The sequence below is a fragment of the Bacillus sp. F9_6S_D1_P_5 genome, assembly GCF_054823925.1.
This window is the reverse complement of sequence record NZ_JBTREW010000011.1, coordinates 133147-156639: the sequence shown is the minus strand read 5'-3', so window position 1 is coordinate 156639 and position 23493 is coordinate 133147. Positions and strand designations below refer to the sequence as shown.

Annotated in this window: 18 protein-coding genes and 2 pseudogenes; 12 read left to right on the top strand and 8 right to left on the bottom strand. The window is 36.7% G+C overall.

Going from position 1 to position 23493, the window contains the following annotated elements; all coding sequences use genetic code 11:
- Positions 1-123 precede the first annotated feature (123 nt).
- Both ACUXEY_RS15550 and ACUXEY_RS15545 read left to right on the top strand, forming a co-directional pair.
- A complete protein-coding gene (locus ACUXEY_RS15550) occupies positions 124-2922 on the top strand; it encodes an EAL domain-containing protein (RefSeq protein WP_461301048.1) in 2799 nt (932 codons plus the stop codon).
- Between the two features lie 13 nt (positions 2923-2935).
- Positions 2936-4576, top strand: coding sequence for a thiamine pyrophosphate-binding protein (locus ACUXEY_RS15545; protein WP_461301047.1), 1641 nt, complete (start codon positions 2936-2938; stop codon positions 4574-4576).
- A gap of 57 nt (positions 4577-4633) precedes the next feature.
- On the opposite strand, the gene ACUXEY_RS15540 is transcribed toward ACUXEY_RS15545, so the two are convergent.
- Positions 4634-5263: a hypothetical protein gene (locus tag ACUXEY_RS15540; protein ID WP_461301046.1), complete on the bottom strand. Its 630-nt coding sequence runs from the start codon at positions 5261-5263 to the stop codon at positions 4634-4636.
- A 346-nt stretch (positions 5264-5609) separates the two neighbouring features.
- Between ACUXEY_RS15540 and ACUXEY_RS15535 the strand changes: the two genes are divergently transcribed.
- Positions 5610-6128, top strand: a complete 519-nt coding sequence (locus ACUXEY_RS15535) for a YehS family protein (protein WP_048529378.1) — start codon at positions 5610-5612, stop codon at positions 6126-6128.
- 94 nt (positions 6129-6222) lie between these two features.
- Complete coding sequence (locus tag ACUXEY_RS15530; RefSeq protein ID WP_461301045.1) at positions 6223-6930, top strand: M48 family metallopeptidase; 708 nt, start codon at positions 6223-6225, stop codon at positions 6928-6930.
- A gap of 160 nt (positions 6931-7090) precedes the next feature.
- Here the strand turns inward: ACUXEY_RS15530 and ACUXEY_RS15525 are convergent, their stop codons facing one another.
- Together ACUXEY_RS15525 and ACUXEY_RS15520 are read right to left on the bottom strand one after the other, a co-directional pair.
- Positions 7091-7786 carry a GNAT family N-acetyltransferase gene (locus tag ACUXEY_RS15525; RefSeq protein ID WP_461301044.1) on the bottom strand — a complete coding sequence of 232 codons (696 nt, stop codon included), beginning with the start codon at positions 7784-7786 and terminating at the stop codon, positions 7091-7093.
- Positions 7787-7800: 14 nt separating this feature from the next.
- The gene (locus tag ACUXEY_RS15520) at positions 7801-8910 is read right to left on the bottom strand and encodes a mandelate racemase/muconate lactonizing enzyme family protein (RefSeq protein ID WP_166703584.1); all 1110 of its coding nucleotides are present in this window, start codon (positions 8908-8910) and stop codon (positions 7801-7803) included.
- Between the two features lie 92 nt (positions 8911-9002).
- Between ACUXEY_RS15520 and ACUXEY_RS15515 the strand changes: the two genes are divergently transcribed.
- A complete protein-coding gene (locus ACUXEY_RS15515; RefSeq protein ID WP_461301043.1) occupies positions 9003-10274 on the top strand; it encodes a transcriptional regulator in 1272 nt (423 codons plus the stop codon).
- Here the strand turns inward: ACUXEY_RS15515 and nhaC are convergent.
- Complete coding sequence (nhaC, locus tag ACUXEY_RS15510; protein WP_166703582.1) at positions 10263-11684, bottom strand: Na+/H+ antiporter NhaC; 1422 nt, start codon at positions 11682-11684, stop codon at positions 10263-10265. The genes ACUXEY_RS15515 and nhaC overlap by 12 nt on opposite strands.
- A gap of 277 nt (positions 11685-11961) precedes the next feature.
- Here nhaC and ACUXEY_RS15505 point away from each other — a divergent pair, with 277 nt between their 5' ends.
- The 4 genes and pseudogenes from ACUXEY_RS15505 to ACUXEY_RS15490 all read left to right on the top strand — a co-directional run bounded on the left by ACUXEY_RS15505 (position 11962) and on the right by ACUXEY_RS15490 (position 15643).
- On the top strand, positions 11962-13077 hold the full coding sequence (locus tag ACUXEY_RS15505) for a M20 peptidase aminoacylase family protein (RefSeq protein ID WP_461301042.1): 1116 nt from the start codon (positions 11962-11964) through the stop codon (positions 13075-13077).
- A 225-nt stretch (positions 13078-13302) separates the two neighbouring features.
- Positions 13303-13725 (top strand): annotated as a pseudogene (locus ACUXEY_RS15500) (IS607 family transposase); the annotation flags it as partial.
- Positions 13722-14878, top strand: a pseudogene (locus ACUXEY_RS15495) (RNA-guided endonuclease InsQ/TnpB family protein). The pseudogenes ACUXEY_RS15500 and ACUXEY_RS15495, both read left to right, overlap by 4 nt.
- A gap of 156 nt (positions 14879-15034) precedes the next feature.
- The gene (locus tag ACUXEY_RS15490; protein ID WP_166703579.1) at positions 15035-15643 is read left to right on the top strand and encodes an SAM-dependent methyltransferase; all 609 of its coding nucleotides are present in this window, start codon (positions 15035-15037) and stop codon (positions 15641-15643) included.
- A gap of 48 nt (positions 15644-15691) precedes the next feature.
- Here ACUXEY_RS15490 and ahpF read toward each other — a convergent pair whose 3' ends face one another.
- Entirely contained in the window at positions 15692-17218 is a 1527-nt protein-coding gene (gene ahpF / locus ACUXEY_RS15485; RefSeq protein ID WP_048529360.1) for an alkyl hydroperoxide reductase subunit F, read from the bottom strand.
- Positions 17219-17232: 14 nt separating this feature from the next.
- Positions 17233-17796 carry an alkyl hydroperoxide reductase subunit C gene (gene ahpC / locus ACUXEY_RS15480; RefSeq protein WP_000924422.1) on the bottom strand — a complete coding sequence of 188 codons (564 nt, stop codon included), beginning with the start codon at positions 17794-17796 and terminating at the stop codon, positions 17233-17235.
- Positions 17797-18384: 588 nt separating this feature from the next.
- On the opposite strand from ahpC, the gene mtnK reads away from it, so the two are divergent.
- From mtnK to ACUXEY_RS15465, 3 genes are read left to right on the top strand one after another with little or no spacing between them, the layout of a single operon-like run.
- Positions 18385-19614, top strand: coding sequence for an S-methyl-5-thioribose kinase (gene mtnK / locus ACUXEY_RS15475; RefSeq protein WP_166703578.1), 1230 nt, complete (start codon positions 18385-18387; stop codon positions 19612-19614).
- 12 nt (positions 19615-19626) lie between these two features.
- Positions 19627-20670: an S-methyl-5-thioribose-1-phosphate isomerase gene (mtnA, locus tag ACUXEY_RS15470; RefSeq protein WP_461301041.1), complete on the top strand. Its 1044-nt coding sequence runs from the start codon at positions 19627-19629 to the stop codon at positions 20668-20670.
- 54 nt (positions 20671-20724) lie between these two features.
- Positions 20725-21366, top strand: a complete 642-nt coding sequence (locus ACUXEY_RS15465) for an L-fuculose-phosphate aldolase (RefSeq protein ID WP_071757792.1) — start codon at positions 20725-20727, stop codon at positions 21364-21366.
- 44 nt (positions 21367-21410) lie between these two features.
- On the opposite strand, the gene ACUXEY_RS15460 is transcribed toward ACUXEY_RS15465, so the two are convergent.
- Positions 21411-22418 carry a FecCD family ABC transporter permease gene (locus tag ACUXEY_RS15460; protein ID WP_461301040.1) on the bottom strand — a complete coding sequence of 336 codons (1008 nt, stop codon included), beginning with the start codon at positions 22416-22418 and terminating at the stop codon, positions 21411-21413.
- Positions 22415-23455, bottom strand: a complete 1041-nt coding sequence (locus ACUXEY_RS15455) for a FecCD family ABC transporter permease (RefSeq protein ID WP_166703574.1) — start codon at positions 23453-23455, stop codon at positions 22415-22417. The genes ACUXEY_RS15460 and ACUXEY_RS15455 overlap by 4 nt, the downstream gene beginning before the upstream one ends.
- Between the last annotated feature and the right edge of the window lie 38 nt (positions 23456-23493).

Below are 23493 nucleotides of genomic sequence, written 5' to 3'. Positions count from 1 at the left end.
CTATAAAAAACATTATAATAGTGAGAAATATGAAAGATTTTGTCGAACTTGTGAAAATGATAGTAAACAAGGAATTATAATCGGATAAAAATGGATAATGTCAATAGAATGGAGTTCGTCTTTATGTTGAAAGAACAAACGAGGTATTCTCGACTTGCGAATATAACTAAAATGATTAATACAAAGCTGGATTTACGTGAAGTTTTAGAGCAAGTCACAATAGCAATTTCTGAAGAAATCGTTCAATGCGATTCTGTTGGTATATATTTACCGCAGGAAGATGGGACATTTAGGGGGTATGTAGGAAAACCGGAAGTTATTAATGGATGGACACTGGATATGCATGTCATTGATACAGATATTGATCTGCTGGCGAAAGAAGTAATTGAAACAAAAAAAGCCATCTATATACCTGATACATCAAAGGATAGTAGGCCGGATCCGAGAGCAGTGGAAGGGTTTCGAATTAAATCTTTATTCGTACTTCCTATCTCTTTTGAAGAAGAGTTATTTGGTCTAGTTTTTTTATTTGATTATGGAATTCCCATGAATTTAACAGAGTCAGAAATTCAAACAGTTGAGGCATATGTGAATATGGCGGCTGTTGCCATTCAAAATGCGAACAATTTAACTCATAAGGTAAACCTTATTGCTGAAAAACAGCTTTTGCTTGATGTGACACGGGATCTATCTATGTGTTCCTCTATGCAGGAGAGTCTTGACACTAGTTTTTCTTATTTGGGAAAGGTTTTAGGTAATTATAATATCGGAGTTCATTTACTAGAGCCTTTAGAGGAGAAAAGAATTAAACCAGTGAAATTAAGTAAGGATTCCGAATGGACAGAAGAAGATTGGATCAAGACACACGATAAGATACAATTTGATCAAAGCAATGATAGAGTCACGCAAGAGGTTATTAAAACAAAAAAACCAATCTGGATTCCAGATGTTTATGCAGATTCACGGCCAAACCATGATGTTTGTCGTAATTTTGACATGAAGGGACTTTTGATGCTGCCACTGGTTTCAATGGGAGAGGTATTAGGGCAAATATCTGTAGTCAATCTAGGTGATAGTAAATTCAATTATTCTGAAGCACAAATACAGCTGTCACAATCTATTGTCGATGCAACTACCTCCACGCTATCAAACCTTTTATATATGGAAAAACAGGAAGTCATTATTGAAGAGAGAACCTCAGAAATTACCGTAAAAAATAAGGAACTGGAACGAGTAATAACGGAATTGCAGCAGCTTAGCCGTGAGAAAGAATTGATTCTCAATTCTGCCGGGGAAGGGATTTTTGGTTTAGACCTTGAAGGGAATATAACCTTTTGTAACCCAGCCGGTGCTTCCATGTTAGGTTATGATATGGAAAATGAACTAATAGGAAAACCATCCAGTATGTTTTTCAACGGAATTGAAACAGGAAAGAAAAAGCAGGTGTCATCAGGTTGCGATGAGAATTGGAGTCTGTACGATAAAACCGAGCAATTTTTTAGAAAAGATCGATCCCGCTTTCCGGTGGAATATGTCATTTCTTCTATAAAAGAAGAGGCCGAGATTGTCGGAGAAGTTATTACCTTTAAAGATGTAACGCAACGGAAACAAATGGAGGAAGAAATAAAATATCATGCCTATTTTGATAGTTTAACGGATTTACCTAACAGAGTTCTATTAAAGGACAGGCTAACCCAAGGGCTGACATCTGCTCAATTAAATGCTGAAAAATTAGCAGTTCTGTATTTAGATTTAGACAGGTTTAAATTTGTGAATGACACACTTGGACATAGCTTCGGTGATCTATTACTACGAGAAGTTGCAAACCGATTAAGTGCTTGCGTCTCCAAAAGTGCTACGGTATCGAGGCAGGGCGGGGATGAATTTACCATTTATTTACCTAATATCAAAAGTGAAAAAGAAGTGTTAAAGGTAGTAAATCGTGTCATTGATTCTTTTTCAAGGCCTTTTCAATTAGTAGACAATGAAATCTATATGAAAACAAGTATTGGTATTAGTATATTTCCTGATAACGGTGATACGACTGAAATCTTAATTAAAAATGCAGACACAGCTATGTACAAATCTAAAGAAATATCAGGAAGTAGCTATCATTTCTTCAGTGAAGGGATGGATACCAGAACCTTTGAAAGCGTCAAGCTAGAAAATGATTTGTATAAGGCTTTGGAACAAGAGGAACTGGAAATCTATTACCAACCTCAAATAAATGGTAAAACGAATAAGATTGAGGGAGTAGAAGCTTTAATTAGGTGGAACCATCGAGAACATGGGATGATATCGCCTGATCAGTTTATTCCAATAGCTGAAGAAACCGGATTAATAGTTCCGATAGGTGAATGGGTTCTGGAAGAGGCTTGCAAGCAATTAAAGAAATGGCATGATCAAGGATTTCCATTAATTAGTATGTCGGTGAATTTATCTGCACGTCAATTTGAACAAAGTGATTTATTTGCTGTCGTAAAAAACGTTTTAGAGAAAGTAGAGCTATCACCGAAGTATATACAACTAGAACTCACGGAAAATTTAATTGTTAAAAATACAGAATCGACTTTAAAAACAATGAAGAAATTAAAAGGTCTAGGAATAAACCTTGCTATTGATGATTTTGGCACTGGTTATTCATCTTTAGGGTATTTAAAAAGCTTACCTATTTCAACATTGAAAATTGATAAATCTTTTGTGCGTGATATGACAAAAGATGATGCAGCCATTACGAATACTATTATTACGCTGGCTAAAAATTTGAATCTTGACGTTATTGCTGAAGGTGTTGAGACAAAAGAACAGGTCGAATTTTTATCTGCACGAAATTGTTATTTGATGCAAGGGTATTTTTTCAGTCGTCCTATAACGGCTGAAGACATAGAAAAACTTTTTAATAGAGAAATCAATTTTAAATGAATGGGGAATAAACATGAGAGCAGCTCGAAATGTATTAGAATATTTAATAGCTAATGAAGTTCAACATATATTTGGTATTCCAGCCGGTTCTGTAAATGCGTTTTTCGATGAGTTGTATGATATGCCTGAATTAACACCAATTGTAGCAAAGCATGAAGGGGCAGCATCCTACATGGCTGCTGCTTATGCTAAATATACAAATCACCTAAGTGTATGTATTGGTTGTAGCGGACCAGGTGCGACAAATCTTGTGACGGGTGCTGCTAATGCTATGCGAGAGCACTTACCTGTTTTATTCATTACAGGTGCTGTACCTAAAAATACGGTAGGTTTAAATGCATCACAAGAATTAGATGTAGAACCAGTTTTCAGATCAGTTACAAAATATAGCGTTACGATTAATGATGTAAAGGATGTACTTAAAGAAGTTGCACTAGCAATTGAAATTGCTCTATCCGGAGTACCAGGACCTGTCCATATTGCGATACCGATTGATATTCAACACGAAAATATTGAAAGTGTTGAAATGCCGCCAATTCCTAAAAGACTTCCTATTGTTCCTGACCTAGATACAATAAAAGAAACAGCTAGAGAGTTAGTAAAAAGGGAGAAGGGTTATATTTTTGCAGGACAGGGAATAAGAAGCTCTGTTGAGTCATTAATAGAGGTGGCAGAACTGCTGGATTGGCCGATTATAACAACTCCACAAGCAAAGGGATATATCCCTGAGGAACATCCTCTTTTAGTCGGAGTGTTTGGATTTGCTGGTCATGAGGCTGCTTCAGCGTTGATTAATGAGGGTGATGGAAAAGCATTATTGATTGTAGGCTCCAGCTTGGGGGAAACTGCGACAAATAATTATAATGGAAACTTGATAAAAGATCGCTTCTCTGTTCAAATGGATTTTGACCAATCTGTCTTTAATCGGAAGTACAACGTGGATATTCCAGTACTAGGCGATATAAATTTAAGTTTATTATTGTTAATAGAAGAATTAAAAGCTTTAGGATTGCAAAAGGAAAGCACTGAGCTTACCGCTGAAAAGAAGAAAGAGGAAGAGAATACGGAGGAATATAATACGAAAAATGTTCTCCTGACGCTTCAAAATTGTTTACCGTCAACTACTAGATATTCTATTGATATTGGTGAATTTATGGCGTATGTCATCCACCACATGAAGGTAGTAGATATTGATACTTATAATATTAATGTACATTTTGGCGCAATGGGAACCGGAATTGGTTCTGCGATTGGTTCAAAACTAGCTGAACCGGGACGCCCTGTTGTATGTATTACAGGTGATGGCTGCTTCTTCATGCATGGAATGGAAATATTGACGGCAAAGGAATATAATTTACCAATTTTATTTGTTGTGATGAATAATGCCCGTTTAGGGATGGTATATCACGGTCATTCGTTACAGTTCCGTAGGACTCATCCATCCTTTGAACAGGAATCAATTAATATTAGTGCTATGGCCGCGGCTATGAATATACCAAGTTACAGAATTACTGAACTAGAAGATATCAATCAAGATGTTATAGACGGCTTAATGAATTTAAATGGGCCAGCAGTACTAGAGGTAGCTTTAGTCGATAATAATACTCCTCCTATGGGAGATAGAGTTAAATTTTTATCTTCTTTTGGAAAATAAGGTTGTTTTATTCACCGTATAAAAAAATCATATAGGGATTCCCTATATGATTTTTTCTTATAAAGAGGGATATGAATTGTGAATTTCCTTAAGGATCATTCCGATAATCTGCCCTTTATAGGCATCTGGAATTGCTTCTCCAGATGGATTTGAGTAATAGTAACATCCATTCCCTTCATCGCAAGAGAATCCAAAGTTTGTTAATGATTGTTGTAGTGCTTTTGGCAATTCCTCTAATCCAGTTTGTTCAGTGAAATAGTCGGTAGGGAAAATTTGTACATCAACATCTCCTAACCCAGTATGAACAACAAATAAGTCTTGCTTATCTTGAACAACCCACTGGTCTTTAGAAAATAAAGAAATTCTTGCTCCCTCTAAAGAGGATATCGCATCTAAGTTAATGCCAAAAATTTGATTGATAAGTTGGCGAATCTCTATTCCTGTCACCTTTTCTCCGTAACGGGCGAGGGTAGAATCTATGGCCATTTTAGCAATATTTTTATTTGAGGAAACTGCTTCTTCCATTATCCATTCTTTTGATAGGACAAGTTTAGTCGTTAAATCAAATTTGAAAATAGACATTACAATGTTACAAATCTCGGTACTAGTTACTTTTCCTTGATAAGAATCAAGATGTTTGTCCATTAACTCTACTTTGTTCACTCGGTTTAACCCTTTTTCTAACATGTACAACAAACTCCGATCTTAAAAATAATGTATGTTTTTTTATCCATAACATAGAAAGAGTTTACAAATTACTTACTATAGGTTGGATATTCTCCACTCAACTGAAAGCCCTTAAAATGTTGTTACTCTATTATACTAATTAATATATGTATATTGTTATAAAAAAATAATATAGGTAAAAGTGACTCAAAAAGCATTCGAATCTCTTGTTAGGTTTAATCCTAACAAGTATTAATCCACCTAAGACTACAAAACATCCCTCTAAAATGTTAAAGTAGTAACTTAACGACATGAATTTACACATGCTAAAGGCATTATTATATTTAACATTTCAGGAGGAAACACAATGGCAATGAGCAACAACGATATATTAAAAAGAGTAAGGTACGCTTTAGATATAAGAGATATAGATATGGTAGAAATCTTTAAACTTGGCGGAATGGAAGTAACGAAAGAAGACGTAGTTGATATGCTTACAAAAATAAAGAGAGCGCCTCAGCATGAAGCTGAAAATGATGATGTAGCTGAAGATGAGTACGTAAAAACATGCGATATGATGATGTTAGAAGCATTTTTTAATGGATTTATTACTTTAAAAAGAGGGAAGCAAGATCCGAAACCAGGACAACCAGCACCTGTACAAAGCAAAGAGAGTGCTAACAACCTTCTTCTAAAGAAAATGAAAATAGCACTATCTTTAACGAGTGAGGATGTACTTGATATATTAGATAGCGTAGGCGTTACAGTGACTAAGGGAGAACTAGGCGCTCTATTAAGAAAAAAAGGCCATAAAAATTACAAAGAGTGCGGCGATAGATATGCAAGGAACTTCATTAAGGGATTAGCTGTAAAGTATAGAGGATAATGAGTTCGTCAAAGCGGTAAATGATATAATAGGTAGAGTAGGACATTCGTATCCTACTCTTTTTTATATGTAAAATAATACGTTAGGTGATGAAATGGTACATACATATTTAGGTGAGACAATTAATTTTCATATAACTTATAAAAAGAAAAAGTCGGTGCGTCTTTTTGTAGATTCGTACGGAAATGTGGAAGTGCAAGCTCCAAAGGGAACGCCCATTGAATACTTAGTCCAGTTGCTAGAGGAGAAATGGGATTGGATTCAGAAAACCCGTAAGGAAATGCAGGAGCGAGCGCTTGGGCCACAGGAAAAGGATTATGATCAAGGAGAGGGTTTTCTGTATTTAGGGAGTACGTATCCGATACAAATCTCTCAAGATGCAAGTATTACACAAGACAATGCAGTGTTTGAAGGAGATAAGCTACATATTTATGTGAAAGAGCTTAAGGACGAGAAAATACAACAAGCGTTAAAACGATTTTACTATAAGCAGTGTAAGTCATTAGTAGAGAAGAGTATTAAAGCGCATCAAAGTAACTTCAAAACAAAACCACGTTCTATTCGTATTACAGATAGTAGCCGAACATGGGGCACTTGCGATTCAAATTTACAGCTAACATTCAATTGGAAACTAGCGATGGCACCACAGCGAGTAATTGATTATGTAGTTGTCCATGAAATGTGTCATATGGTTCATTTAAATCATGATCGATCTTTTTGGCGTCTTGTCGGGAAAATAATGCCTGATTATAAGAAAATGGAAAATTGGTTAGCGCTATCTAGTTGGAAGATGACGGTTTAGTGGTGCGCTTTATATAGGTTGCGATTATTGTCAATACTTGTCGGTAAGTCGATATAATTCAAAAATCGCTGATATATTTGGAGTTGCAATTGATATGTTCAATGAAGAGAAAGTAAAAGGAGATGTCATAGTAGACATCTCTTTTTTTATGGCTTAGCAATCATCGTCCAAACTTCACAACAAAATCTCCGTCCACTTTCTTCATTTCATACCCGCGATACCCATCCGAAAGCAACGCCTGCTGTCCACCAGCATCACTCATCGGAACACTTCTAACATCCATCCAATTCTTTTCTATGTTCCCGCGCAATTCCTTCACAAAAACATACCGCATACTACCACCATATTTCTCCTTCAATGCAGCAATCTCCATTCCTTGCGCGAACTTATCCTTCAAACTCGGAATGTTAAAGGGGGCAACGGTGCAGCAAACATAGTCGTATTTGCTATCTTCTTTTTGTAATTCGTTCATAATAACTGTCGCTAATATTTTTTGCATTCCATTTCCTCGGCAGTTCGGGTGAACGTTTGAGATTTCTTGATAGATGACGCGATGTAGTTCGCTTTCTGGTAAGCCAATATCAAGACCTAAATGTTCTTCGTCGATAGGAGGGACGAGTAGGGCACGAAATGCGATGAGTTCGTTTTCGATAAAAGCACCGATCATCATGCCGTTTCCTTCTAGAATGTATTGGAATTCTTCTAACGAGAGTGGTTGTAAACGACTTTTATCCTCTAACGCTTCAACTACGACGTTTTGTAGTGATAAGATTTGTTCGATATGCTCAAGTGATAGTAATGTAACGTGAAATGAATCGTTATTTTGCTTTAATTTGCCCTCGTATAGAACTGTCATGCGTTAGTCCTCCTTTAGCGTACAACGTCTTGAAAGACGGTGAGTTCTTGTAATGTATCTTCATTTATTTCAATGCCGAGTCCTGGCTTTTCGTTTAAGCGAATAAATGGTACGTCATAGTGTAAGTTTCCGATGTCTTTCGTGAACTTTAATGGACCTGTAAGTTCAACGCTCGTAATAATTTTTTTCGAGAAAGCGACATGGAATCCTGCGGAAGAGGCAACAGATGATTCCACCATAGATCCAACTTGGCATTCAATGCCTGCCATTTCTGCTTGATGAGCAAGTTTTACAGCTGGATATATGCCGCCGCATTTCATTAGTTTTATATTTACTTTATCAGCCGCGTCTAATTTAATAATTTGGCGCATTTCACGAGAGCCCTTTAATCCTTCATCAATCATAAGCGGAAGGTCTGTTTTAGAACGAATGTGGGCCATTGCGTCAATATCGTCAGCGACAACAGGCTGTTCAATCCAGTCGATGTTTACATGACCTAATGAACGAAGTGCTGTTAATGTGTTAGCGCTATTTTTCCAACCTTGATTTACATCAACACGAATCGCGATATCGTTTCCTACACGTTCACGTACCGCTTCAATTCTTTTTACATCCTCTTTTACATTTGTACCGACTTTCATTTTGAAAGATTGGTAACCTTTTTGAATCATGGAAGCAGCTTCTTCAGCCATGTCTTCAGGTTCGGCAATACTTAAAACGTGAGTGACAGGAAATTCTTCATGGTAGCGTCCGCCAATTAATTGATATACAGGTTGATTTAGTTTTTTGCCCATTACATCAAAACAAGCAATATCTATTGCGGCTTTCGCTGTTGGAACACCGTAAATTGTATTATCCATCATATCGTGTATTTTCTCGATATTCATTGGATTTTGTCCGATGAGCGCAGGAGCAAGTGTATGTTTTAAAGTATGGAAAGTACTTTCCCATGATTCTCCTGTAACGTGATCATCAGCAACCCCTTCACCGTAACCGATAATGCCTTCATCTGTTTCCATTTTGACGATAATAGAAGGCATATCAGAATAAGAACCATAACTAATAACAAACGGATCGCGAAGCGGCAAACGAATTGCATAAAGATGAATAGCTGTAATTTTCATTAGGTAGAGACCCCTTCCTGTTTACAATAGTTTTGTACATTTGATATAGTTGACGTTAAATAGTCGTTAATTAATGATAAGGAGTTAGAGAAATGATGATAAAAATTGCAGTTGTCGGTTCAAAAGAGTTTATGGAGACACTTTTACCTGTTGCTCATAAACTAGAAGAAATAGAAATCGATCCATATATTTACCTTCATCCGGCAGAATCTTCTGAACTATTGAAGCGTTTAAAGCCTTGTGATTTCATCTTTTTCTCAGGTGCTTTACCTTATTATATGGCAAAAGAAATAAGAGGACAATTACGAATTCCGAGTACGTACTTGCAGCAAGACGAGACAACCATCGCATCTTCCATCCTTTCTGTCATGTATCACCAAGGTATTCAACCACATCAAATCTCAATTGATTTAGTAGACCGTTCATTCATTACAAATGTGTTCCATGATATTGGCATAAAAGAAAAGCCACAAGTGTTTGATTATAAAAATATGCTGTGGAGTAAAGATGAAATAAATAGAGTTATTGATTTTCATGTAGCTAAATATCAATCTGGAGAAGCACATTTAGCTTTAACTAGTATTCACGCTGTCTATGATGAACTTCAAAAAATAGGTATTCCTTCAGAGCGTATGATAGATCCGAAGCAATCTATTATACATGGGTTAAAAGATGCGAAAATAAAAGCTGAGTTAGCAAAAAGCCATTCAGCTACTGTTGGTGCTTGTATGATTTCTTCTTTAGAATTACGAGAAGGTTTGCTTGAGCAATTAGATGCCATTTCAAAAGCACTACATGGTTCATTTAAAAAAGTTGACGAAATAACATTCATTTTGTATACGACTCGTGGTGATATTGAATCGATTATAAAAAAGAATATGATAAATAATTTATTTGCGAGTATAGAAGGAACGATAGCTATTGGATTTGGTTACGGAAAAACTGTAAAAGAAGCGGAGCAAAATGCTAAAATCGCTCAAGATTTTGCGAAGAACAATCCAATAGACCACTGTTTTTATATACTAACAAGTGATAAAGAACTATTTGGTCCGTTCCCGAAAGAACAGAGAGTACAAAGTTTGAAGAATGAAAATCCGGAACTCATGAAAATAGCGAAAGAAACGAAACTTAGTCCAGCAAACTTATCAAAAATTATTCAATTTAGTCAATCACATTCGTCATTGAAGTTTACCGCAGCAGATCTTTCTGAATACTTACAAGTGACTCGCCGATCAACAGAAAGGTTATTAAAAAAACTAGTTGATTATGGATATGCTCATATTTGCGGCGAGGAAATGCCTTATCAACAAGGGCGCCCTCGCGCAATATATGAACTGAATTTGCCGTTATCTTTAAGCTTCTAATTGAGCTTTTTGTTTTTTTAGTAGTTCTGCTTTTTCAATGTCAGATAGTTTTGTAATTGTGAGACCAGTTATACCATAAATGATCGAGATAATAGGTACGATGAAATTCAATATAGCATAAGGAGCATATTCGAATGCGCCAACTCCAAGTGTTGCGAGTATAAATACACCACATGTATTCCAAGGTACGAACACAGAAGTTAATGTTCCGCCATCTTCTAATGCTCTGGATAAATTTTTAGAATGTAATCCCTTTTCTGTGTATGCATTTGCATACATTCTTGAAGGAACAACAATCGAAATATATTGTTCAGAGCAAGTAAGATTGGTTGCAAAGCAAGATGCGATAGTAGAAGCGATAAGCCCTTTTGCTGATGTCGCTAATTTTAAAATTTGATTTACAATTGAGCGAAGAATACCAGTATGTTCTAGTACTCCACCAAAAGTCATAGCGACAATTGTCATAGAAACAGTATTCATCATCGAATCTAAGCCACCGCGGTTAAATAGTTCGTCTACTAGCTTGTTTCCAGTGTCTATGACAAATCCAGCTTGGAGTGCACCGACAGAGGCTGAGACAGAACCACCTTGAATAAAGACTTGTGATAAAAATCCTAAAATAATACCTACGAGAATAGCTGGTATAGCTGGCACTTTTTTAGCGACCAATACCATAACGACTACAGGTATGATTAATAGGAAAGGTGAGATAACAAAGTTTTGTTGCAACACTTGTAACGTTTGATCGATGCTTTTTGCATCAATATTGTTCTCGCCGAAACTTCTTCCTAAGAATGCATAGACGATAAGAGTAATAATTAAACCTGGGATTGTAGTAAATAACATATGACGGATATGCGCGAATAAATCTGTATTTGTTAATCCTGCGGCTAAGTTTGTCGTGTCTGAAAGCGGTGACATTTTATCGCCGAAATAAGAACCGGAAATGATAGCACCGGCAACCATCGGAGCTGGGATTCCCATACTTAGGCCAATTCCCATTCCTGCAACACCAATTGTTCCCATTGTAGACCAAGAGCTACCGATAGCTAATGCAACAATAGAACAAATAATTGTAATTGAAACTAAAAATAGTGATGGAGTTAAAAGATTTAAACCGTAATAAATCATTGTTGCGACGATTCCGCCGCCAATCCAAGCACCGATCGTTAAACCTACAAGAATAATGATAACGATAGCGGGTAATGCGAGGCGAATTCCTTTATACATTGCTTCTTCAATGTCGTGCCATTTGTAACCGTAACGCCAAGCGACGATAGAAGCAACGGTTGTACCGATAATAAGTGGGACGTGAGGGCTTTGTTTTAATACAACAATTGTAACCATCATAACTGCAACTGTAATGATAATAGGGATCATTGCTACGCCAAAAGGTATTTCTTTTTTCATAAACTGCCTCCTCATTATGTATGTTTGTATTTTTAGAATTGTCGCAAAATAGACGCTATTAAGTTATAATACCTAAAAAATGATATAAGCGTCAATAAAAAAACAGAAAATAAGGAATGTTCTATCGCTATAAAGTAAGTAGAATTAAGTTGTCGATTGTATTTAAAAATAAACAATTGACTTTTTTCTTAAAATTCAATATGTTCATAAAAACATCTGTTTTTCATAAGTATTATTAACCTGAATGGTTTTAGAATTTGGGAAGGAGAATGTGGCTTTGAAAACATTAGAACTACAAGAGCGTTTAACTGAAATTTTTCAGCATTTACATGAAAACCCTGAAGTGAGTTGGAAAGAGTATGAAACGACAGCGTATATTACTAACTTTTTAAAAGAAGAAGGAATTTCATATAAAATATTTGATGATTGTCCAGGCGTGATCGCAGAAATCGGAAGCGGAACCCCAGTTATTGCGATTCGTGCCGATATGGATGCATTATGGCAAGAAGTAGACGGAGAATATAAAGCGAACCATTCATGTGGTCATGATGCACATATGACAATTGTGATGGGGCTTATTTTACAATTGAAAAATATGAGATGGGATAGTGGAACGGTTAGATTTATTTTTCAGCCGGCAGAAGAGAAAGGAAATGGCTCTTTAAAGATGGTAGAGAAGGGTGCTGTGGATGATGCTGACTTCTTGTTTGGTGTTCATTTAAGACCAATTGAAGAACTGCCTTTGAAACAAGCTGCCCCGTCTATTCGTCACGGAGCAGCAGGATTTTTAGAGGGTACGATTCATGGAGATGATGCACATGGAGCACGCCCGCATCAAGGGATAAATGCAATTGATGTCATTTCTATGATCAATTTCGGTTTGAAAAATATATGGCTACCACCGCAAAGTTCCTATTCAGTGAAGATGACGAGATGCCAAGCTGGTGGAGATAATTTAAATATTATTCCAGGTAACGGGCATTTTAGCTTAGATGTCAGGGCGGAGAGTAATATATTATTAGAAGAATTGAAGAAAAAAATAGAACATGTAATAGAATCGGCCGCATCGATGGGATCGGAAACTTCATACAAATGGATTGATCTCGCACCAGGGGCTGAAGTGTCAGAAGAAGCTGAGCGCTTTATGCGAAAAGGCATTCTTGAAGTATACGGGGAAGAGGGGTGCACTGGACCGCTGTATACGACAGGAAGCGATGATTTTCATTACTACACAGTGAAGAGATCACATTTAAAAGCTGTCATGCTTGGACTAGGTGCAAACCTACAACCTGGATTACACCATCCGTATATGAAGTTCGATCATAGTTGTATTATGGATGGGGTGGAAATATTGAAACAAACTGTATTGAAAGTACTAGAGGACAGGAGCTAGAGAGCTCCTGTTTTTTTTGTAGGAATTTGTCGGTAAGTCGATATCTCTTGTCGAAACGTCGATATATTCGAAGTTACGATAGATATATTCAGAAAATCGTTGATATAATTTCACGTACCAATTAATTCAAGTGAAAATTCCTCTCTGGTACATGGTGTATAATAATAAGTACCATTCCTTAATAGGAGAAAGAAACAGTAAACAAAAACATAGACAAAAGTAGGAAAAGTAGTTATTTACACAAGAGTATCAAATCCAGGTCAGAAAGATGCTTTAGAAAATCAGGTTGAGTTTTTAAAAACATTCGCAAATGCACGAGGGATGATTGTAGATGAAGTTATCAAAGATATTGGTAGCGGATTAAACTACAAAAGAAAACAGTGGAATAACCTGATTGACAGTTGTATGGAAAGAAATATTTCGACTATCATCATTGCACACAAAGATAGATTTGTACGTTTTGTATATGATTGGTTTGAAAAGTTTCTTCGTAAAATGTGAGTGGAAATTATGGTTGTTAACAATGAAAAACTATCTCCTCAAGAAGAATTTGTCCAGGATTTAATATCTATCATTCATGTATTTAGCTGTAGAATATATGGGTTGAGAAAATACAAAAAGAAAATGTCGGAGGATGAAGACTTATGAAAAGAGCATATTTAATAGAAATCAAACCGACAACTGAACAAGTTAGTAAAATCCGTCAAACTATTGGGGTGTGTCGATATGTATATAACCTGTATATCTCTAAAAATAAAGAGGCATATGAGTCGGAGGGGAAATTTCTTAGTGGCTATGACTTTTCCAAATGGCTAAACAACATTCATACAAAAGAGTGTGACCAGTGGATTAAAGAAGTGTCGAGCAAAGCGGTAAAACAAGCGATTATGAATGGAGATAAAGCTTTTAAGCAATTTTTTAAAGGTTTATCTAAGTTTCCACGATATAAAAAAAGAAGAAGCAAGATATGAAATGCTACTTTCCGAAAAACAACAAAACAGATTGGACAGTAGAAAGACATAGAGTAAAAGTTCCTACAATTGGTTGGATAAGGTTAAAAGAGTATGGATATATTTCAAAAAATACAACTGTAAAAAGTGGTACAGTATATCAAAGAGCAGGAAGATACTATGTGTCTATACTCTGTGAAGTGAAAGGGGTAAAACCAAATGTAACTCTCAATGCAGTAGGTATAGGAATTGATTTGGGAATTAAAGACTTCGCTGTACGTAGCGATGGAAAAACTCACAAAAATATAAATAAAACAGTACAAGTAAAAAAGATAGAAAAACGGTTAAAACGTGAACAACGCTCTTTATCACGCAAATTTGAAAATATAAGAAAGAGAGGTGAACAACCTGTTACTAATAAAAGAGCGAATATAAACAAAAATATTCTTAGGGTGCAAAAACTACATGCTAGGCTAGCAAATATTCGATTAGCGTATGTAAAGTCTATTGTAAATGATGTGGTGAAAACCAAGCCAATGTTTATTACAGTAGAAGATTTGAATGTGAAAGGTATGATGAAGAACAAACATCTATCTAAAGCTGTAGCGCAACAATATTTTTATGCTTTTAAAACATGGTTATCAAATAAATGTAGGGAATATGGAATTGAACTACGGCAAGTGGACATATTCTATCCATCTTCTAAAATATGTTCATGTTGCGGTCAAAAAAAGTCGGATTTAAAGCTGTCTGACCGAGTATATACATGTGATTGTGGAAATGTAATGGATAGAGATTTGAATGCGTCAATCAATCTTTTACAAGCAAAAAAATATACAATACTAACGTAAATAGATTGTATATATGTACGGTGGGCTACATCGGAATTTACGCCTGTGGAGTGTCACAGCAAACTGTAGTAGCAAGTGATTAGCGAGGCAGGGCACGTAGAAGCAGGAATACTCTAAGAATATACATTTGTCTATATTTTTAGTAGCAGAAGACGAATGAACGAACAATATTACGATGCTGTATTACATATAAAAACTGTCGGTGAGCAAAAAGGCTTTAACAAGTCTATGCACTATCATCGTTATGAGCCGACGCCATATAGCGGATTAGATGAGTTATTGAATCAATATGAAATAAGAAGTAGCGACCAGGTTGTAGATTTTGGATGCGGAAAAGGACGATTAAACTTTTACATGCACCATAAGTGTGGTGCTTCAGCAGTTGGAATTGAAATGAATGAAGAGTTTTATAAAGAAGCAATGGATAATCTTGAGCGCTATGCAAGAAAGGTAAGAAACAGTAAAGATAAAATTGGGTTTGAATGCTGTTTAGCGCAGGAATACGAGATTGATCCACGTGATAATCGGTTTTATTTCTTCAATCCATTTTCTGTACAAGTATTTATGAACGTAGTAAATAATATTTTACTTTCGGTAGAAGAGGCGGAGAGAGAAGTGGATATTATTTTATACTATCCTTCTGAAGATTATATTTTCTTCTTAGAGAACCAGACTGCGTTTGAATTGAAGAGAGAAGTAAGGTTGCCAGGGGCTTATGAGAAGAATGGGAATGAAAGGTTTTTAGTGTATACATTAAGATTATAAAAAAGCAGGTGCCTCGGCACCTGCTTTTCTTTACTCACGTCTATATAATTAGTTACGGATTAAGTAATCAAATGCACCTAAAGCTGCGTTTGCACCTGAACCCATAGAGATGATGATTTGTTTGTACGGATTATTTGTACAGTCACCTGCAGCAAACACTCCTGGTACGTTTGTAGCACCGTGCTTGTCTGTTACGATTTCACCGCGAGCGCGTTCAACTGTTTCGCCTAACCAGTCCGTGTTTGGAACAAGACCGATTTGTACGAATACACCTTGTAATTCAACGTGATGAACTTCTTCAGTTTCACGATCGATGTAAGAAATACCGTTTACTTTGTCAGTACCAGTAATTTCTTTCGTTTGAACGTTTTTCAGAACAGTTACGTTTGGTAAGCTGTTAAGACGCTCTTGTAATACAGCATCAGCTTTTAATTCTGGCATGAATTCAAGAACAGTTACGTGCTTAACAATACCTGCTAAGTCGATTGCTGCTTCAATACCAGAGTTACCTCCGCCGATAACTGCTACGTCTTTTCCAGTGAATAATGGACCGTCACAGTGTGGGCAGTATGCTACACCTTTATTTTTGAACTCAGCTTCACCTGGTACGCCAACGTTACGCCAGCGAGCACCTGTAGAAACGATTACGCTCTTACTTTTCAGAATAGCGCCGTTTTCAAGTTCCACTTCAATAAGTTCTTTTTTCTCTAAACGTTTCGCACGTTGTAGATTCATTACATCGATGTCGTATTCTTTAACGTGCTCTTCAAGACTTGCTACTAGCTTAGGACCTTCAGTGCGTTTTACGCTGATGAAGTTCTCAATGCCCATAGTATCCATTACTTGACCACCGAAGCGCTCAGCAACGATACCAGTGCGGATGCCTTTACGTGCTGCATAAATTGCTGCACTTGCACCAGCAGGGCCGCCACCAACAACAAGAACATCGTATGGATCTTTATCAGAAAGCTCTGATGCATCTGGACCGTTACCCATTTTAGCTAAAATTTCTTCAAGTGTCATACGACCGCTTCCGAAAGATTCGCCGTTTAGGAAAACTGTTGGTACTGCCATGATGTCTTTGCTTTCTACTTCCTCTTTGAATGCAGCGCCATCAATCATAGTATGTGTAATACCAGAGTTTAGAACGCTCATTACGTTAAGAGCTTGTACAACATCAGGACAGTTATGACAACTTAGGCTGATATAAGATTCAAAATGATATTCGCCTTGAATGTTTTTAATTTGATCGATTAATTTTTGTTCAACTTTTGGAGCGCGTCCACTTACTTGTAGTAAAGCTAACACTAATGAAGTGAATTCGTGTCCTAATGGAATACCAGCGAATACAACACCAGTGTCTTCACCAGGGCGGTTTACGCTAAAGCTTGGTGTTCTCTCTAATTCAACTTTTTCTACTGTAATCTTAGATGACATAGTAGCTAATTCGTCTACTAGAGCTAACATATCTTTAGATACGTCATCGTCTCCTGCGCTTACTTTAAGTAAAATATCGTTCTCCATTAACTGAAGATATTGGGATAGTTGTGTTTTTATATCTGCATCTAGTATCATTTTGATCGAACTCCTTAGATTTTGCCTACAAGGTCAAGGCTTGGTTTAAGTGTTGCAGAACCCTCTTGCCATTTAGCTGGGCAAACTTCACCTGGGTTGTTACGTACGTATTGAGCCGCTTTAATTTTGTTAACAAGAATGCTTGCGTCACGGCCGATACCGTCAGCATTGATTTCCATAGATTGGATAACGCCGTCTGGATCGATGATGAATGTACCACGAGCAGCAAGACCTTCTTCTTCCATTAAAACGTTGAAGTTTGTAGTGATTGTGCGAGTTGGATCACCAATCATAATGTATTCGATTTTGCCGATAGTTTCTGAGCTATCATGCCATGCTTTGTGAGTGAAGTGAGTGTCTGTAGATACAGAGTATACTTCAACGCCTAATTCTTTAAGAGTTGCATATTGGTTTTGTAAGTCTTCAAGTTCAGTTGGACAAACGAATGTGAAGTCAGCTGGGTAGAAACAAACTACACTCCATTTTCCTTTTAAACTTTCGTCAGTAACTTGGATAAATTCTCCATTATGGTAAGCATTAGCTTTAAACGGTTTTACTTCTGTGCCGATTAATAACATATTAAAATTCCTCCTAAATGTTGGTTTTGAGCATCAAAAAATAGTGTGCTCATAAAATATATTTTTTAATTAACTATAATAATTCTAATTCGATATTAATTATCATATAGAAGTGGTTATTTTGTCAAGAGAATAAACTAACTTTATATCAATTTAATTAATATTTATTCTCAATTAAGATTGTTAGGGAATTAAAAGATAGTTTTCATGTAATAGATTTTCAATGAGTATGTAAAAGAATAGCGCGTATGTTAGAGATATGTTGTAAGTATAAATTGTTAGGAAGGGAGTAATTCTTAGAAGTTGTGGATTTGAAAAGTGATTGCTTATTTCTATTTTACAAAGAATTGTGTGATAAATAAAATAAAATGAATTAAAATCTTTTTGAACAATTTTTGTCATCTCAAATATATAATTAGGAAGCATATTACAGTGATATAGAAACATTGACTCCCATTTTTAACAAGATATAATAAAACCTAGATATACCTTTCAAAATGAAGAGCATATAATATAGGATGAAAAAAATTAACCTATTATTTTTTATAGCTTTTAGAAAACGCTTACAATTAGTATGGAGGGGAAACCATGTCTAAGTTCACGAAGTATTTTTTAATGGAAGCTAACGATGTGATTGTATATGTGAAAGAGAAATTATCTAAGTTCGAGGATGCAAAGGGGTTACAGTGTAAAGAAATAGGCGATGGTAATTTAAATTATGTATTCCGCGTTTGGGATGAACAGAAGGATATTTCTGTCATTGTAAAGCAAGCTGGGGATACAGCTCGTATTTCAGATGAGTTTAAGTTGTCGACGAATCGTATTCGTATAGAATCCGATGTTTTGCGGTTAGAGGAGGAGTTAGCATCTGGACTTGTTCCAAAGGTGTATTTGTTTGATAGTGTGATGAATTGTTGCGTAATGGAAGATTTATCGGATCACACAATATTACGTACAGCACTTATAAATCATCAAATGTTTCCAAAGCTTGCGGATGATTTAACGACCTTTTTAGTAAATACACTCTTATTAACATCGGATGTTGTAATGAACCATAAAGAGAAGAAGGAACTTGTAAAGAATTATATAAATCCTGAATTATGTGAGATTACAGAAGACCTCGTATACGCTGAGCCATTTACAAATCATAATAAGCGTAATGAGCTGTTTCCGTTAAATGAAGGATGGATTAGAGAGCATATTTATAGTGATAAAGAGCTTCGTATGGAAGTAGCCAAACTTAAGTTTTCTTTTATGACGAATGCACAGGCGCTTATTCATGGTGATTTGCATACTGGTTCTGTTTTTGTGAAAAGTGATTCCACAAAGGTTATCGATCCTGAGTTTGCCTTTTATGGACCGATGGGATATGACGTTGGAAATGTAATGGCGAATTTAATGTTTGCTTGGGTGAATGCAGATGCAACGATGCCGCCCGGTACTGAGAAAGATACGTATATGAGTTGGCTACAATTGACAATGGTAGAGGTAATTGATTTGTTTAAGAAGAAGTTTTTAAATGCTTGGGATATTCATGTGACCGAGATTATGGCGAAGGAAGAAGGCTTTAACGAAGTATATTTACAATCTGTATTAGAGGATACAGCTGCAGTAACAGGTCTTGAGTTAATTCGTCGTATTGTTGGGCTAGCGAAAGTAAAAGATATGACTTGTATCGAGAATGAGGAAGCACGTGCTAGAGCAGAACGCATTTGTCTTCAAGTAGCAAAGAAATTTATTTTACAAGCGAATCAATATAAAACAGGCACAAGCTTTGTAGAAACATTAAAAGAACAGTCAATGAACTATGCGAAGTAAGGGGAGAAGATGATGGAAGAGCAATTAATACCCATTCAGTGGAAAGATGATTCTTTAGTTTTATTAGATCAAACATTATTACCGAATGAGGTTGTCTATGAAACTTTCAAGACAGCTGAAAATGTGTGGGATGCCATTCAAGTAATGAAAGTACGAGGAGCGCCAGCGATTGGTGTTTCAGCAGCGTATGGTGTGTATTTAGGCGCTAAGGAAGTTACTCAAAGTACGGTGGAAGACTTTATAGCAGAAGTCAAAAAGGTGTGTGCATATTTGGCAACATCAAGGCCGACAGCAGTAAATTTATTTTGGGCACTTGAAAGAATGGAGGCAGTCGCGGCAGAGAACTCACATTTATCAATCGCTCAGTTGAAAGATAGATTACTAGAAGAGGCGAAAGAGATTCATAGAGAAGATGAGGAAATTAACCGTCAAATCGGGGAACATGCATTAACGTTATTCCATGATGGAATGGGAGTATTAACACATTGTAATGCTGGTGCGTTAGCGACGACTAAGTATGGTACTGCGACAGCTCCAATGTACTTAGCGAAAGAAAAAGGATGGGACTTAAAAATCTATTCAGATGAAACTCGTCCTAGGTTACAAGGTTCAACGTTAACAGCATTAGAACTACAGCGAGCGGGAATTGATGTTACTGTCATTACGGATAATATGGCAGCTATGGTCATGTCACAAGGAAAAATCGATGCTGTAATCGTTGGATGTGACCGCGTGGCAGCAAACGGTGATGTAGCAAATAAAATTGGGACATTAGGTGTATCTATTTTAGCGAAATACTACAACATTCCGTTTTATGTAGCGGCACCAACACCGACAATCGACTTGAAAACACCGACAGGAAAAGAAATTCCGATTGAGGAAAGAGATGCTTCTGAAGTGATTAATCGTTTCGGACAATATTCTGCTCCAAAAGAAAGTAAAGTATATAATCCAGCATTTGATGTCACACCACATGAAAATGTAACAGCGATTATTACGGAAAAAGGGATTGTAAAAGCACCGTTTACGGAGAACTTAAAAAAGCTATTTCAATAAGTAGATAGAATGAAAAAGTCAGTCATCATAAGCTTCATACTTAGGGGGATGTATATGTTATTACAAAAAGAAAGAGAAGAAATTGTAGCGTATGGAAAGAAAATGATTTCTAGCGGTTTAACAAAGGGGACAGGCGGAAATATTAGTATTTTCAATCGCGAGCAAGGTCTTATTGCAATTAGCCCAAGTGGTTTAGAGTATTATGAAACAAAACCTGAAGATGTAGTTATATTAAACTTAGATGGTGAAGTGGTAGAGGGAGAGAGAAAACCATCAAGCGAGTTAGACATGCATCTTATTTATTATAGAAATCGTGAAGATATAAATGCGCTTGTGCATACACATTCACCTTATGCGAAGACGATTGCATCATTAGGGTGGGAGCTTCCTGCTGTATCATATTTAATTGCTTTCGCAGGCCCGAATGTTCGCTGTGCACCGTATGAAACATTTGGTACGAAGCAATTAGCAGAGGCTGCTTTCGAAGGCATGATTGATCGCCGTGCTGTTTTACTTGCGAACCACGGTTTAATTGCAGGTGCAAATAATATAAAAATGGCATTTACTGTTGCGGAAGAAATTGAGTTTTGTGCGCAAATTTATTATCAAACGAAAAGCGTCGGAGAACCGAAGTTATTGCCAGAAGATGAGATGGAAAATTTGGCGAAGAAGTTTGAAGGATATGGGCAGCAGTAGAATGAGATAAAAACACCCTCAAGATTTCACTCTTGAGGGTGTTTTTATGCTTTCTTAAGCAACAAATACATAAAGTAAGGAGCACCAATTAAAGCAACGACAATACCTGCTGGAATGCCATTAGGTTCAACGATGTTTCGTCCAATTGTGTCTGCTAATAGCAATAGCCATCCGCCGATTAAAACGGCGATAGGCATGAAGATTTGATGTCTTGGACCCACTAAAGATTTCGCGATGTGAGGAGCCATTAGCCCGATAAAGCTAATTCCTCCTGTTACGGAAACAGCTGCAGCAGCAAGCGCAACGGCTGCAATTAATAAGTATCGGCGTTCTTTTTCAATTTCAATTCCAACGCCGATTGCGACTGGCTCGTTTAATGCTAGAATGTTTAATCGATTTGCTTTATAGAAAACGAACGGAATTAATACGATTAACCACGGGAGCATTGCAAAAACGAAGACCCAGTCATCTCCCCAAATGTTTCCGGCGATCCACTTGGCGATAAAGTCCACTTTCATACGATCAGCGGATGAAATAAGGACAATCATCATTCCAGATAGTGCAAATGAGAAACCAATACCAGTTAATGTTAATCGGATTGGCTGAAGCCCAGTTGATTTACTATATGAAAATACGTAAATTAGAACAGCTGTCAGAAATGCTCCGATAAATCCAACGACAGGTAGTAAGTAAAGAAATGAACCTACATCTATTGGAAAGTATAAAAAGAAAATAGCAACGGCAACACCGGCCCCAGAATTGAACCCGAGAATACCAGGTTCAGCTAAATCGTTTCGGGTAATTCCTTGCAGAATAGCCCCTGATAAAGCGAGAGCCATACCAGCTAATAATGTAATGACAATTCTAGGTAGTCTTAAAGAGTATAAAACGAACTCCTCTTTAAAGGTCCCTTGTCCCATTAATGTTGGGAGTAGTCGATCATAAGATAAAGATGCTGAACCGAGTCCCATTCCAACTACAATGGTTGTGATGGTTAGTATAAGTAAAGCGAGTATAATAAGACGTTGTTTTCTTAGAATAGATTGCATCATGAGAATGTTTTTCCTCCTTTACGTACAATGAATAGGAAGAATGGTAACCCTACAATTGCGACAATAGCAGCAACTGGTGTTTCGTACGGAGCGTTAATAGTACGTCCGATTGTATCTGCAAGTAGCATAAAGGAAGCTCCAGCAATTGCTGACATCGGTATAACAAATCGGTAATCTGGACCGACAATTGGGCGTACCATATGAGGCACCATTAAACCGATAAATGCCATATTTCCGACAAGCGCTACAGACGCACCTGCAAGTAAGATAATAATGATAAATAGAATGGTTTTAATAACAATAATTTTTTGACCTAGTCCAATAGCCACTTCTTCACTGAAACTAAGAACCGTCAATTTTTTTGCTAGTAAGATAGCGATAAAGATACTAATTGAAATGACTGGAATAATAATTTTTAATTGGTCCCAAGTTGTTCCAATTACGCCCCCAGCAGTCCAAAGTGATACCTCTTGTGAAATTTTAAAGTAAATGCCAACGCCTTCTGAAATTGCAAGCAGAAATGCTGAAACGGCAGCACCAGCTAATACAATTCGAAGAGGGGAGAGCCCACCTTTTTTCACCATGCCAATGCCAAATACCATAATTGCGCCAATTGCAGCACCGATAAAGCAAGCAAATGTTAAGTAAAGATAGCTGATGGAAGGGTGGAAGGCTATCGTTAACGCAAGTGCAGCATTTGCTCCACCAGATAATCCTAATAATCCAGGATCTGCAAGTGGATTTCGTGTTAACCCTTGCATAATTGCTCCAGAAACAGCAAGTCCAGCTCCTACAAAAATAGCAGCTACTTCACGTGGTAAACGAATTTCGCGAATAATAGATAGTTTGTCCCCTTTAGCGGAGGAAGTGAGTGCTAACCATACATCTTTTATTGAAGTATCTGCAGCCCCTAATACCATTGCCACCATAAAAATAAGAAAGAATGCAATTATGCTCAAAATGAGTTTGTACGTAAAAGCTATAGAACGTGGATTATCGTGATCTTTTGTCATTCGTTTCACATCTTTTCTGTTCATAGAATAAAGGAAGAGGAATTCTTAAATTAAGAATTCCT